This window comes from Bacillus sp. THAF10, assembly GCF_009363695.1.
Classification (GTDB): domain Bacteria; phylum Bacillota; class Bacilli; order Bacillales; family Bacillaceae_I; genus Sutcliffiella_A.
On sequence record NZ_CP045403.1, the window covers coordinates 3343370 to 3357548 of the forward strand.

At 41.0% G+C, this 14179-nt stretch carries 15 protein-coding genes; 3 read left to right on the top strand and 12 right to left on the bottom strand.

Annotated features, from left to right (window positions below):
- Positions 1 to 33: 33 nt before the first annotated feature.
- The 3 genes from FIU87_RS17330 to FIU87_RS17340 all read right to left on the bottom strand — a co-directional run bounded on the left by FIU87_RS17330 (position 34) and on the right by FIU87_RS17340 (position 5696).
- Positions 34 to 1818 carry an acyl-CoA dehydrogenase FadE gene (locus FIU87_RS17330; RefSeq protein WP_152445725.1) on the bottom strand — a complete coding sequence of 595 codons (1785 nt, stop codon included), beginning with the start codon at positions 1816 to 1818 and terminating at the stop codon, positions 34 to 36.
- Between the two features lie 227 nt (positions 1819 to 2045).
- Positions 2046 to 3224 (bottom strand): acetyl-CoA C-acetyltransferase, encoded by a 1179-nt coding sequence (locus FIU87_RS17335; protein ID WP_152445726.1) that lies wholly within the window; start codon positions 3222 to 3224, stop codon positions 2046 to 2048.
- A gap of 87 nt (positions 3225 to 3311) precedes the next feature.
- A complete protein-coding gene (locus FIU87_RS17340; RefSeq protein WP_152445727.1) occupies positions 3312 to 5696 on the bottom strand; it encodes a 3-hydroxyacyl-CoA dehydrogenase/enoyl-CoA hydratase family protein in 2385 nt (794 codons plus the stop codon).
- Positions 5697 to 5910: 214 nt separating this feature from the next.
- On the opposite strand from FIU87_RS17340, the gene FIU87_RS17345 reads away from it, so the two are divergent.
- Positions 5911 to 6057, top strand: coding sequence for a YuzL family protein (locus FIU87_RS17345; RefSeq protein WP_152445728.1), 147 nt, complete (start codon positions 5911 to 5913; stop codon positions 6055 to 6057).
- Between the two features lie 31 nt (positions 6058 to 6088).
- Here FIU87_RS17345 and FIU87_RS17350 read toward each other — a convergent pair whose 3' ends face one another.
- Entirely contained in the window at positions 6089 to 7006 is a 918-nt protein-coding gene (locus FIU87_RS17350; protein WP_152445729.1) for a proline dehydrogenase family protein, read from the bottom strand.
- 263 nt (positions 7007 to 7269) lie between these two features.
- On the opposite strand from FIU87_RS17350, the gene FIU87_RS17355 reads away from it, so the two are divergent.
- Positions 7270 to 7557, top strand: a complete 288-nt coding sequence (locus FIU87_RS17355; RefSeq protein ID WP_152445730.1) for a hypothetical protein — start codon at positions 7270 to 7272, stop codon at positions 7555 to 7557.
- A 15-nt stretch (positions 7558 to 7572) separates the two neighbouring features.
- Positions 7573 to 7911: a spore coat protein gene (locus FIU87_RS17360; RefSeq protein ID WP_152445731.1), complete on the top strand. Its 339-nt coding sequence runs from the start codon at positions 7573 to 7575 to the stop codon at positions 7909 to 7911.
- A gap of 45 nt (positions 7912 to 7956) precedes the next feature.
- On the opposite strand, the gene FIU87_RS17365 is transcribed toward FIU87_RS17360, so the two are convergent.
- The 8 genes from FIU87_RS17365 to FIU87_RS17400 all read right to left on the bottom strand — a co-directional run bounded on the left by FIU87_RS17365 (position 7957) and on the right by FIU87_RS17400 (position 14178).
- Positions 7957 to 8202, bottom strand: coding sequence for a YusU family protein (locus tag FIU87_RS17365; RefSeq protein WP_152445732.1), 246 nt, complete (start codon positions 8200 to 8202; stop codon positions 7957 to 7959).
- A gap of 30 nt (positions 8203 to 8232) precedes the next feature.
- Positions 8233 to 8985 carry an IucA/IucC family C-terminal-domain containing protein gene (locus tag FIU87_RS17370; protein ID WP_172971093.1) on the bottom strand — a complete coding sequence of 251 codons (753 nt, stop codon included), beginning with the start codon at positions 8983 to 8985 and terminating at the stop codon, positions 8233 to 8235.
- Positions 8982 to 9800, bottom strand: a complete 819-nt coding sequence (locus FIU87_RS17375) for an ABC transporter ATP-binding protein (protein WP_152445733.1) — start codon at positions 9798 to 9800, stop codon at positions 8982 to 8984. Before FIU87_RS17375 ends, FIU87_RS17370 begins: the two co-directional genes overlap by 4 nt.
- 232 nt (positions 9801 to 10032) lie before the next feature.
- Positions 10033 to 10791 carry a (S)-benzoin forming benzil reductase gene (locus tag FIU87_RS17380; RefSeq protein ID WP_152445734.1) on the bottom strand — a complete coding sequence of 253 codons (759 nt, stop codon included), beginning with the start codon at positions 10789 to 10791 and terminating at the stop codon, positions 10033 to 10035.
- Positions 10792 to 10804: 13 nt separating this feature from the next.
- Positions 10805 to 11260: a site-2 protease family protein gene (locus FIU87_RS17385; RefSeq protein WP_152445735.1), complete on the bottom strand. Its 456-nt coding sequence runs from the start codon at positions 11258 to 11260 to the stop codon at positions 10805 to 10807.
- Positions 11261 to 11453: 193 nt separating this feature from the next.
- Positions 11454 to 12236, bottom strand: a complete 783-nt coding sequence (locus tag FIU87_RS17390; protein WP_152445736.1) for a sulfite exporter TauE/SafE family protein — start codon at positions 12234 to 12236, stop codon at positions 11454 to 11456.
- 216 nt (positions 12237 to 12452) lie between these two features.
- Positions 12453 to 13580 carry an MBL fold metallo-hydrolase gene (locus tag FIU87_RS17395; RefSeq protein ID WP_152445737.1) on the bottom strand — a complete coding sequence of 376 codons (1128 nt, stop codon included), beginning with the start codon at positions 13578 to 13580 and terminating at the stop codon, positions 12453 to 12455.
- Positions 13581 to 13626: 46 nt separating this feature from the next.
- Entirely contained in the window at positions 13627 to 14178 is a 552-nt protein-coding gene (locus FIU87_RS17400) for a sulfurtransferase TusA family protein (protein ID WP_152445738.1), read from the bottom strand.
- Position 14179: the final 1 nt, after the last annotated feature.

The following is a 14179-nucleotide window of genomic DNA, read 5'->3' on the forward strand; positions in this document are numbered from 1 at the left end:
CATATGGAATGGCCTGGTTACAGTTCTTGCTTTTTATACTGTATATTTTTGAGCGTCTAGAACCGCTGCTGCGATTTCACGTTTTTTGGCAACCACATTGATTGGCGTGTGGCGTGTGAATTTACGAAGGGCGGAAATCATCATTCTTAAAGTGTCTCCAGACTCTGCAGCAACAAGTGTTTCTTTTGCATCTGCTTCAATTTGGTTAAACGCTTCTTGACAGAACACTTGCGTGTAAAGAACCTTCAGTTTGTTTTTATCTTCTCCAGATTTAGCAATTGCTTTTTCTGTACGTAGCACTGCAGATTCCATCGAATAGACATTGCTAATGATATCGGCAACATTCACAAGTAGTTCTTGTTCTCTTTCTAGCGCTTTTCCATATTTCTGCGCAATTAGTCCAGTCATGAGGATGGCAATTTTCTTCGCATTTTTCACAAGATACTTTTCTTGTTCTAATACGCCATCGCCAACTTCTTCAGGCATAAGCATCATGAGTTCTTCTTGTAGCGCTTGTGCTTTCTGAATGAGTGGAAGCTCACCTTTTAATGCTTTACGCAGATATGTTCCTGGTACTAACAGACGGTTAATTTCATTTGTACCCTCGAAAATTCGGTTAATACGGGAGTCGCGGTACATTCTTTCCACTTCGTACTCAGCCATAAAGCCATAACCACCATGAATTTGGACAGCTTCATCTACTACGTAATCAAGCGTTTCAGAGCCAAACACTTTATTTAATGAGCACTCAATTGCGTATTCTGCTACGGCTTTTGCCACTGCATTTGGATCTTTTTCTTCTTCTTTTGTTAAGCGGCCCATGCTGTCTTCAAAAAGACCAACCGTACGATAAACGGAGCTTTCTGTTGCATATGTTTTTGTTGCCATATTAGCAAGCTTTTCTTGAATGAGGGAGAATTTCGCAATTGGTGTTTTAAATTGCGAGCGCTGGTTAGCATAGGTTGCAGCAAGCTCAATTCCACGCTTGGATCCTCCTACGGTTCCAACTGCTAGTTTGTAACGACCAATGTTTAAAATATTGAAGGCAATAACGTGCCCGCGGCCAATCTCTCCAAGCAGATTTTCCTTTGGAACTAGTGCGTCCTCTAGTACGAGTGTACGAGTGGAGGAGCCTTTAATTCCCATTTTCTTTTCTTCAGGACCTGTGGAAACTCCCTCGTATTCACGCTCAACGATAAATGCGGAGAAGTGCTCGCCATCCACTTTTGCATACACAACAAACACATCGGCAAAGCCTGCGTTTGTAATCCATTGTTTTTCTCCATTTAAAACATAGTGTGTACCAGCTTCATTTAACTTTGCTGTTGTTTTTGCCCCTAGAGCATCAGAACCAGATCCCGGCTCCGTTAAGGCATAAGCTGCAATTAATTCTCCTGAAGCAAGCTTTGGTAAATATTGATGCTTTTGATCCTCGTTACCGAAAAGAACGATTGGTAGAGAGCCAATTCCTACATGCGCGCCGTAAGAAAGGGAGAAGCCACCAGCTCTTGAGAACTTTTCAGTTATAAGAGAGGAGCTGATTTTATCCAATCCAAATCCGCCGTATTCCTCCTGGACATCTGCTCCTAAAAGTCCGAGCTCACCAGCTTCCTTTAAGAGTTTTACAGAAATATCAAAGTTGTGATGCTCAATTTCTTCAAGATTCGGAACGACTTCGTTTACAACAAATTCCTCTGTTGTTTTGGCAATCAGTTTGTGTTCATCAGAAAAGTCCTCTGGTGTGAACACTTTTTCCGCAGCAATATCATCTAATAAAAAGCTTCCGCCTTTGATAATATTTTCAATTGTATTTGACATGAAAAATTCCTCCCATTTGTTTTTTTGCTCTGTTAAACTCCGCTGTTGATTTCCGAAAATGACTTAGCGTCCTGAGGGCGACAACCTTGAGCTTCCTCGGGGTTAAGCCCTGCTATCTTCTGAAGATTGTCGCTTCATTCCCGCGGGAGTCTCGGCCATTTGCTCCAATTACCAACTAGGACTTCTTGAAATCAACAATTTTTTATCAAAGCCTTTGCTTGAATAAATTAAGCCAGAAGTTCGAATACTCCAGCTGCACCCATTCCTCCACCGATACACATACTAACGATTCCAAATTGCTCGTTGCGACGTTGCATTTCGTGGAGAAGCGTTAGTGTCAGCTTCGAACCGGTACATCCAAGTGGATGACCTAGTGCAATGGCTCCTCCATTAACGTTTACCTTGTCTTCATCAAGCCCTAACTCTCTCATCACCTGGATTGCTTGAGATGCAAAGGCTTCGTTTAGCTCTAAAAGACCGATATCAGATAGCTCAAGGCCTGCTAGCTTCAATGCTTTTGGAATCGCAACGACAGGTCCGATGCCCATTACTTCAGGAGGAACACCACCTACTGCGAAAGATCGGAACTTCGCGATTGGCTTTAAGCCTAGTGCCTCTGCCCTTTCCCTTTCCATTACAAGCACTGATGCTGCACCATCACTGGTTTGTGAGGAGTTTCCGGCTGTAACAGAGCCTTTTACATTGAATGCTGGACGTAGCTTGCTTAGAATCTCCATGGAAGTTCCTGCACGTACGCCTTCATCCTGATTGAAGGTAAATGTTGACTCCTTTAGTTTGTTGTTACTGTCTACCTTACGAAGAGTAACATCTACAGGCACGATTTCATCAACAAACTTACCTTCCTGAATCGCGCGAGCTGCACGTTCATGACTTCTAACTGCAAATGCGTCCTGATCCTCACGGCTAACTCCGTATTTGGATGCTACTTGCTCTGCAGTGTGGCCCATGCTCATATAGTACTCAGGAGCTGAATCAACAAGCCTTGCATTCGGTCTTACCGTGTGACCGACCATTGGTACCATGCTCATAGATTCCGCACCACCGGCAATAATGGACTCAGAATGACCAAGCATTATTCGTTCTGCTGCATACGCAATAGTTTGCAGACCAGATGAACAATATCTGTTAATCGTGATTGCAGGTACACTTGAAGGAAGGCCTGCTAATCCTCCGATATTTCTTGCCATGTTAAGCCCTTGCTCTGCTTCTGGCATCGCACAACCAAAAATCAAGTCATCAATGGGACCATCATAATTTCCCGCTCTTTTCAATGTTTCTTTTACTACCAATGCTCCAAGGTCGTCTGGACGAACTGTCGCAAGTGACCCTTTTCTTGATCTTCCAACTGGCGTTCTGGCTCCAGCCACAATTACCGCTTCTTTCATTATGCTCCCCTCGCTTTTCCCATAGTTTAGTAGAGTTCGATTAAATATTTCAGCTAAGAGCTGCCTCTTTTGGAGACAGCCATCGCATTAGTTTCTTAATGGTTTGCCTTTGACAAGCATATGCTGCATGCGTTGTTGTGATTTTGCTTCGCCAACGAGGCTTAGGAAGGCTTCTCGCTCAAGGTCAAGCAGGTATTGTTCATCTACTTCTGTTCCAAATGGTACGTTTCCACCTGCAATGACATAGGCTAGCTTTTTAGCTATTTTTAAGTCATGCTCGGAAATGAAGCCAGAATAATGCATGTTGTGTGCACCAAGCATTAAAGTAGCGTAGCCTGTTTCTCCTACAACTGGAACTTTTTTACGAATTGGAGCAGTGTAGCCTGCATCATACAAGCTTGTTACTGCTTGCTTAGCATCATAAATTAGATGGTCGCCATTGAAGCTAATGCGATCCTTGTTGTTTAACATGTGCAGGTCTCTTGCTTCTCCTGCTGATGTTGAAACCTTTGCAGTAGCAATCTGTTCAAACACCTTGTTAGCAACCTTTTGTAAATCATAGTCTAATCCTTGTGGCATGCTTGCTAAATGCTTCATGTAAAGCTCTTTGTTACCGCCACCGCCTGGGATTAGTCCAACACCAACCTCAACAAGGCCCATATAGGTTTCACTTGAAGCCTGAAGCTGGCTTGTTGGTAGGCAGATTTCTGTTCCACCACCAAGTGTCATTCCAAATGGTGCAGCTACCACTGGCTTTGAGCTATATTTTATATTCATCATCGCTTGTTGGAAGTGCTTCACAACCATGTCGATTTCAAAATAATTATCGTCTTGCGCTTCCATTAAAATCATCGCAAGGTTTGCACCAACACAGAAGTTTTTCCCTTGGTTCCCAATCACAAGCCCTTTGTAGTTTTTATCCACTTCCTCTAATGCAAAGTTCACCATTTGAATGATGTCTAAACCAATGGCATTGTTAGGAGACGTGAATTCTAGTAAGGCAACATCATCACCAAGGTCAATTAAACTCGCACCTGAGTTTTTCTTGATCACACCTTTTGTTTCTTTCAACGTTTTTAGATGAATTTGCTTTGGATTCACCTCAAGAGCCTTATATTCTCCATTGTCATAGTAGGAGGTAACGCTGTTATCTTGTTTATAAAAAGAACGGAAGCCATTTGCGAGCATATCATCTACCCACTTTGGTACAGGTATTCCGTCTTCCTTCATTTTCATTACGGAATTCTCAAGCCCAATGGCATCCCAAGTTTCAAACGGTCCGTACTCCCAGCCAAATCCCCATTTCATTGCCTGATCAATCGCGACAATATCATCCGCAATTTTTCCAAGCAATTCAGCGGAATAGCTTAGAACAGGTGCTAGAATGCTCCATAAAAGATTTCCTGCTCTGTCATCTGCATATACAAGCGCTTTCAATTTATCGCTATAGCCTTTTGCCTGCTTACTCATTTCAAGTGCAGGAGTTTTTAATTTCTTGCGAGGTTCATATTCTAAGGTTTCGGCATTCAGCTCCAGAATTTCTTTACCTTGTTTTAAGTAGAAGCCTTGACCAGACTTAGAACCAAGCCAGCCTTTTTCCTTCATTTTGTTCATAAAATCAGGAATGCGGAATACTTCCTGTTCTTTGCCCTCTACTTTTTCATACACATTGTTGGCAACATGAATGAACGTATCCAATCCAACCACATCAAGGGTACGGAAGGTTGCGCTTTTCGGTCTTTTTATGACAGGACCTGTGACAGAATCGACTTCTCCTACACTGTAGCCACCTTCAAGCATTTCTTTTACCGTTACCAGCAAGCCGTACGTACCAATTCTGTTAGCAATAAAATTTGGTGTATCCTTTGCAAGGACGATTCCTTTTCCTAGTACATCTTCACCAAATTGCTTGATAAAGCTAACAACCTCTGGATTAGTTTTCTGCGTTGGGATTACTTCTAATAGTTTTAAGTAGCGAGGCGGGTTGAAAAAATGTGTTCCAAGGAAATTTGCTTGAAACTCTTCTGAGCGTCCTTCAGCCATCGCTTCAATGGAAATCCCAGATGTGTTGGAGCTCACAATGCTTCCAGGTTTCCTATACGCATCCACTTTTTCAAATAGCTTTTTCTTTATATCCAAATTCTCCACGATAACCTCAATAACCCAATCACATTCCGCAATTTTTGCGATGTCATCTTCCAAATTCCCAGCTTCAATTAGCGCTAGATTAGACTTCGAGGTTAGAGGTGCCGGTTTTTGTTTCAAAAGCTTTTGCAGTGCTGTATTCGTAAATCTGTTTCGTACTGCTTTATCTGAGAGTGATAGGCCTTTCTTTTCCTCCTCACTCGTTAACGTATTAGGGACGATATCTAGAAGGATCGTTGGAATTCCAACATTCGCCAAATGAGCTGCAATACCTGATCCCATTACTCCTGATCCGATAACGGCAGCCTTTTTAATACTTTGTTTCATTATTCCTCCCCCTTAATGATAGGTTTTTGAATGAATACTCATTCATTTTTCTCGCAAAAAAAATCTCCTTATTTAAGAGTTCCTTAGTCTTTACTATAAAGTATTTTGAAAATTTTCGCAATAAATAAATAAGAAATTACCAATTTATTTTCCGTGATGCGTCTGTATGAGCAAATGGCGGATGGAGAAAATGAAGACGTGGAGGTGAATGGTAATGGCAAAGATGAAAAAACAACCTTCTCAAGCAGCCAAAAGTGCGGCAAGCGTAAAAGGTAATGCTGGTCCAACAGTGGAAATGGACTACAGCGGAAAAAAGACAAGCAACAACCAGCAATACGGAAAGCAAAACATGGAAGACTAGAAAACGAGCGTGCATATCGCACGCTCGTTCATTATTTCTTGATGATTCCCTTTAATACAAACGCAACATTGGCTGGCCTTTCAGCTAAGCGACGCATAAAGTATCCATACCAGTCCGTCCCGTACGGAACATAAACACGCATTTTATAGCCTTCTTTAACTAGTTCAAGTTGGCGTTCCGGACGGATTCCGTAAAGCATTTGGAACTCAAATTGATCTTTTGAAATTCCGTGTTTTTTAACAATCTCTTTGGTATATTCAATCATCGCATCATCATGAGTGGCAACCGCTGTGTAGTTCCCGTTCAATAGGTGCATCTCAATAATTTTTTTGAAATTGTCATCCACATCCTTCTTTAAAGGAAAGGCAACTTCGGGTGATTCCTTATACGCACCCTTTACAAGACGAAGGTTAGGACTGTACTGATTTAAATCCTCCATATCCTTCACGGTCCGATATAGGTAGGATTGGATAACTGTGCCGACATTATCAAATTCTTCGCGTAGCTTTTTAAAAATATCAATGGTTTTTCCGCAGCGAGAATAGTCCTCCATGTCGATGGTGACGAAAACTCCCTCTTCCTTGGCAGCCTCAAGGATTCTACGCATATTTCTCATCACGACCGCTTCTGAGATGTCCAATCCCATAGAAGTCATTTTTAAGGAAAGCTGGGAATCAAGGTTTTCTCTACCGATTGCCCGAATAGCTTCAATTGAGTTATCCGCCATCTCATTAGCTTCGGCTTCGGTGTCAATAAATTCACCAAGATAGTCTATGGTCACACAAAGCTCTTTTTCGTTTAATTCCTTAATGCATTTTACCGCTTGGTCAATTCTTTCTCCTGCTACAAACCGAGCTGCCCCAAAGCGCAGGCCATATTTTCTAGCCATTTTCGTTAGCGCTTTGTTTTTTGATAAATACAAGAACGTGTTTCTCATTACTTGTTCCATTGTATTGCTCCTTCCGCTTCATCTCTAGGTGTCCCTCTCTGATTGCTTTCCTCTAAATCATATATAGTAAACGCTTTCATTGAGTGAAAAAATGAAATTATATCCTCATTTTATCATCTTTTGAAATATTTGAATACAAATTATTTGTCGGGAAATAGTGTATTTTGTTGGCTTTTTTCAGGGTGATTTGTAGACGAATACGATACATAAAATTATGAAAAACGGTTACTCTACTGTTGTAGAATATGTTGGGAGGGTTTACGATGCAACAGCAACCACAGCAACAGCCGAACACCATGCAACAGTCTGGTTATTTTCCTCAGCCGCCTGCAGTTGTTACAGTTAAGGATTCTTTATATTTTACCGATATGCTTTCTTGGAACCTACTTGCGATGAAAAAGGCGCATTTCTTTGCGAGTCAGTGTCAGGATCAAGAAGTAAAAACCGCCATTGAGAAGGCTGGACAAATGCACCAACGTCATTATCAGAAGGTCTTGACTCATTTACAAGGACAAAATCAAATGCAGCAACAGCAGCAACCACTTCAATAGGGAGGGAGAAAGGGTATGAACCAGCAGAAAATTCAAAATCCAGAAACACAAGTTCCTAAAACACCACAGATGAATGACCGTGACTTTATTAATGACATGCTGGCAACTGAAAAATATATGACAGATTCTTATTGTACCGCCCTAAATGAAGCTAGTAATGGACAGATTTATTCTGATTTGTTGGCAATTTTCAACGAGACACAAAACTGTCAACGCGAGTTATATAACGTGATGTTCCAAAAGGGTTGGTACGGCTTGGAGCCTGCTGAACAAACAAAGCTTCAACAGGAGTACCAGCAGTTTCAAGGCTACTCTACCCAGTTTCCTTATGGAAATAATGGGATGACTCAATAAAAAAGCAACAGATAAGCTGTGTTTATGGCTTGTCTGTTGCTTTTTTTATTTTTTGGCTCGATGGGCATCGTTTAGTTCTTTTATTTCTTTTATGAGCGTCATCATTTCCTGTTTTGCATCAGGGTATTGCTCGTTCCAATGCTTCACAAGAGGAGGCATGGATTTCGAAATGTATGTATAAAGCACCCATGCTTTTACCTTCTCTTTGTATTCCTCTGTGCCTTCCCCTAACAAAAGCTCTGTATATTTTTCAAGCAAACCGTCTAATTGCTGATCTAATTTATCATTCATTTTCTTTGGCACCCTTTCCTTGAAAAAACACTAGTTTTTCTCGCAATTCAATGGACAGGTGGAGCACTTTGTTCCTTCCTCGGTGGTTTTATAATAGTAGCAACAGGTTGTCCGGACTCTTATATGTGTCTGATGTTTTTCTACAAAGGTTTTTGGTTTGTAAAAAGTGGCCGCAGGGTTTCTACGCATTCCGAAAATAGACGGATTGGCCTGACAAAGACTCGTGAAGTCTTCCTCTTGATATGGAGCATCCAGTTCCAGATTCGGTAACACCGATTCATACATCCAATACACGTACAGCATCACATTTTCCCACAAAGTTTGGCGCGAAACCTTTGCTTCCTGTGCCATTCTGTTAATTAACGGCGTAAAAATACCACCAAAAAGCGCTTCAAAATGCCGCTGTCTCCAGCCCTCACGATTATGACTTGGTGCTTCTTCCACTAACAAATTTGTATATCGGAGCTTTGGAAGCCAAATATCATTCTCTACATAGGAATCTATCCAAATGTCCTTCGCGTTTAGCTTCATCGTTTTATTAAATACGGTCATCGTCACAAGACAATTAACGGCGAGAAACCCTAAGCGCTTCATAAGCAAAGAGGCTGCTACATCCAAATCATTTGTACCTAATGACAATTTTACTTTATTTAAATACACCACTGTACCTTCATGAATTAAGGTAGACAAAGATATAGTTTCTTCGACCTTGGCATCTCCGGCTACAAAGCGACAGCTTTCTTCTAAAAAACGAAACTCTTGTTTAGTAAGGGTACTTATCATGCCCTTAATCCTTCTAGGTTTGGTACCAGGCATCGACCTCGGCCATGCGGGATACAAAGTGGTGTTCCAAATAAGGGATCTGTCGTTACCTGACAGTTCATATCGAACACATTTCTGACAAGATCACAGTTGATAACTTGTTCTGGCTTTCCTTGAGCATAGATTTGTTTGTCACGAATCGCCACAATATGATGAGCGTAGCGGCAAGCAAGGTTCAAATCATGAAGCACCATAATAATGGTTCGGTTTTCTGTTTCATTTAGTTCAAAAAGAAGATCTAAAATTTCAATTTGATGTGTCATATCTAAATAAGTGGTAGGTTCATCCAATAAAATAACATCTGTTTCCTGAGCGAGAGTCATCGCAATCCAGGCACGTTGTCTTTGCCCACCAGAAAGAGAATCTACTGCTCGTTCAGCGAATTCTTCCATTCCAGTAGCTCTTAAAGAGTCCCAAACTACTTTTTCGTCATGTTCTGACCATTGCTTTAGCCAGCTTTGGTAAGGATAGCGTCCTTGTTTTACAAGCTGCAGCACAGAAAGTCCTTCTGGTGCGGTCGGACCTTGGGGAAGTAATGCAAGCTGTTTGGCAACTTCTTTTGTGGATTGTCCAGAGATTGCTTTTCCTTCCAGAAGAACATTGCCCTGCTTTGGTTTTAATAAACGAGCTAACGAACGTAACAAAGTGGATTTTCCGCACCCATTTCCCCCAATAAAGACCGTAATTTCCCCTTTAGGAATTTGCAGGTCCAGCTCTTCAATAATAATGGAATCGCCATAGGATAAGGTAAGCTCTTTTGTTTCTAACGCATTCATGTTCCTTCCACCCTTTCGTTAGTGTTATTTCTCGTTTTATAAAGCAGGTATGGTGCTCTAATGGGAGCTGTAAGCGATATAATGTGCCGATCATCTATATATATTTGCCTAACGGAGGCAAAATTAATTCCATCTTTTAGTTTAGGAGAATTAGAAGAGGGTGTCAATGACTTTGAAAATCATTCTCATAGAAAAAACAGAAAAAAAGTGTGTCAAATTGCGACACACCTCCTTAAATGAATTCCTTAATATCGTATATTCTCCCATTATCAACATCCTTGGTTAGAATGAGGTCGAGCATTTTCTCTGCTACAAACCCTGGACTCCTTAATTCTCCTGATTGATAGTAGTGTTGAAACTTATTTACAGCGGAAAAGTCCTCTTTATCTGAGGCCCTTATAACCCCCTGCATATCCGTATCCATTACACCAGGAGAAAAAGCAAGAATAGTGGTTGGATGTGATGCTTCTTTTTGCTCAAGACCAACAGATTTTGTAAACATATCTAATCCTGCTTTAGTGGAACAATACGTATTCCAGCCATACATTGGGTTGTTTGCAGCACCTGAGCTAATATTGACGATCATCTTTTTACAATCCCAAGCCTCCGTTAAGCGAATAAACTCATTGGTAAAAAGCATTGGTGTCAGGAGGTTTAGATGAACCGCCTTCGTCATAAGGACTCCATCTGCACTTCCGGCAGGTTTTATCGGATCGACCATCCCTGCATTGTTAATAAAATATATTTCTTCCATTCTGTTTTCTTCTTCTATTTTCGCCAACACATATTGAACAATCCCTGTAACCCTTTCGGACTTACTTAAATCCTCTTGAAGCATGGTTATTTCCGCACCAGCAAGTCTCGCTTCCTCTTTTAATGTTTCATTTTCATTTCTGGCAATACAAATAAGGTGATGCCCTTTTTTTAGCAATTGCCTTACTGTGGCTTCACCAAGTCCTTTGGATGCTCCAGTTACAATAAAGTATTTCATCACACATCCTCCTTTATCTTGTTTTTACTAGTTTAATAATAGAAGCCGTTAATTGCCAGCCATCTGATTGTTTTCCGGCAAGTTTATATGGAAGTAAATTCCCTAACCCTATCCAAAGGCTAAATAAAATGAACAGAGTTGGGAAAGAAAATGCTGGTTCTGACCAAAAAGGTAAGACTATCATGATAGAAATGAGATTAAAGATTGGTCCTCCAGCCGATATCCAAGCTATCACTTTTGGAGACAGCTCTCCGTCAACACTATTGGTGGAATATCCTCCAATGAATGGAATGATGTGGATTCGAATGGATGTACCAAAAATGGTAGATTCTATTACTTTTGGGCCAATACCTATTGAAATCTCCGCCCCCTTCACATGATGCAATTTTGCCATGACAACATGTCCTACCTCGTGAATTAGGTGCACAAGTGGCACGATTATGTAAAAGAAAACGATCGTATCAAGCATGCGAATACCTACTTTACCAATTATTTCTTTCTTTCACCATCGTATCATATCTTCTTTAATATCCTACAAACTTTTCTTACCCAACAATACTACTATTGTTTATAAAAAAATAAACAGTGACCATCTAGTTTGTTACTCAGTCAAAAATAACGATGCAAAAAGGAGGTTACTCTATGAAAAGTAACCTCCTTTTTTACAGGATATCGAGCCAAATTTTTATCGTTGTGGCTAAAATAAGCAGTGCTAACGTCCATTGCAGCACCTTCGTATTCATTTTTTGTCCAAGCTTTGCACCAAGTGGAGCCGCTACTATACTCGCAATTACCATGACAATTGCTGGTACTAAAAGCACTTGCCCAGTTGTTATTTTTCCAACTGTACTTCCGATCGAAGAAATGAACGTGATAGCTAGTGAAGTAGCAATGGTCATTCTTGTTGGTATTTTCAAGAGGACAAGCATGATAGGCACAAGCAAAAATGCCCCAGCTGCACCTACAATTCCTGACCCAATTCCAACAATAAATGCAGAGCTGGCAGCAAGCATTTTATTAAAGCTTACTTGGTCGAAAGGGATATTATCGACCCCTTTCTTCGGTAAAAACATCATAATAACTGCGATAAGTGCTAATATACCATATACAATATTGATGGCATCCTCTGTCATAAACTGAGAGCCAAAACCACCAATGAAGCTTCCTACTAAAATACTGCTTCCCATATAAAGGATAAGCTGTTTATTTAAAAACCCACCCTTTCGGTATGCCCAAACCCCAGATATTGTTGCAAAAAACACTTGCACCGCACTAACACCAGACACCTCATGGGCGGTAAGTGCAGTGAGTCCTAATAGAGGTGGGATATAAAGGAGCATTGGGTATTTAATGATGGATCCACCGATACCAACCATACCAGAAACAAATGATCCAACAAAACCAATGGCAAAAAGAACGAGAAGCCATAGAAGATCAAATTCCATTATTGTGTCCTCCTTTCAAAAAGTACTGTTTTCGCAAAGTTTGTTGCTACTGCATATAGTTAAGACACCCGTCATCAATGTTGTTGTCGTGCCCTTTTCGCCTAGGAGTTTTAAACACGTGGCAATTTTTCTAAGCTTGAAAAGTCTTAACGCCGACTTTTTCTTAAGCTTTTCAAAAAAAGAGGGTGAGGTTTATTCCAACCCCACCCTATGCGTTTATCCATGTACCGCACAACGGTTAGGACCAATCTCCATTTCACGTTGCTCGTCGTCTGTTGGGTTAATTTTACCCATGTTTAGCTCGCGAATCTCTTTGTATGCGTTCGGCTGTGGCGGCAGGTTTTCAGAAACAAGCTTTCGGAACTCCGCTTCATCTTTAATGTTTAATCCGGCATTGTTTTTGAACAATTCCCCAAGACGTGCTGCTACGAGTCCACCATCTCCTACCTCAGTCATCGTGCCGAAGTGAGCAGGCAAGACGATTAAATCATCCGACAATTCTTTATAGCGGGAGTAAAGGGTCTCACGAAGATCTGCTACCCAATCCTCTGCTTTCCCTGCTAAATCAGGGCGTCCAATAGATTCTACGAAAAGAATATCACCACTTAATAAGAAACGGTTATCTACGATGAATGACGTACTTCCAATCGTATGCCCTGGTGAGTAGATAGCTTGAACGGCAACCTTCGTGCTTCCAACTGTGATTTCCACACCATCTTCCAATGCTTCATACTCAAATGTCACATCTTCTGCATCTTTAGGAGGTAACCAATACATCGCATTTGTTGCTTCACGAAGCATACGGCCTCCAGATATATGGTCAGCGTGTAAGTGGGTGTCAGCTACATGAACCAATTTCAAATCTTTTTCTTGTAAGAAGGAAGTATATTGATCCACCATTCTGGTAGAATCAATAATCATTGCTTCTCCATCTGACTCCACTAGGTAACTCAAGCAGCCCTTTCCAATACGAACGAACTGATACAAAGTCCCGCCGTCTTTTAAGTCTGCTACTTTAACGGGCTCCAGGTACTCACTCCAAGCCTTCATTCCACCTTGTAGGTAAGAAACATTTTTGATGCCAGCTTCCACTAGCATCTCCCCAACAAAAACGGAAGATCCTTCTTTTGCACAGACAACTAACACATTTTCAGATGGAATGTGGTCTAAAATTTCCTCCACACCATCCATTAATTCAAAGTAAGGTACATTCTTATGCTCAACAGCTGCGCCTTCGATTTTCCAATCAGCAAATGCATCTTCGTTTCGCACATCTAAAATAAATAATGATTCATTAGCTAAAATCTTTTTCGTTACATCTTTTGCAGTCATTGCATTTAACATATACTAAATACCCCCTATGGTATATTTTTCATTAAAAAAATTTACGTTACGCTGTTGGTCCTTCCCACTTGCTCATTCCAGGAACAACATTCTTAACATTAGTAAAACCTAGTTCTGTTAATCTCTGTGCTGCCATATCACTGCGGCTTCCTGTACGACAAATGACATACGTTTCTTTTTCTTTGTCTAATTTTAAAATCCCATTTTCAAGGTCACCTAAAGGGACGGAAACTGCACCAGGAATATGTCCAAATGCATACTCAGCTGGTTCACGAACATCAAGTACTGTAATCCCTGCTTCTAATTTGGCAGCAAACTCTTGGTTCGTCGCAACATGCGGATAGTTTTGTTCTTCTTTCTCTTCTTCAGATCTAGCTTTACGGATATAATGCTTCAGCACATCGCCTTCTTCTAGTGTACCTAAATATTGATGGCCAATTTTATCCGCCCAAGCCTTAATGTCTGCTTTTGACCCTTTATCTGTCGCTAATACCTCTAAGACCTCTCCTGCTCCAACCTGGTCCATTGCCTTTTTAGTACGCACAATCGGCATGGGACATGCCAACCCTTTTGCATCAATCGTCAAGTTTACATTCATC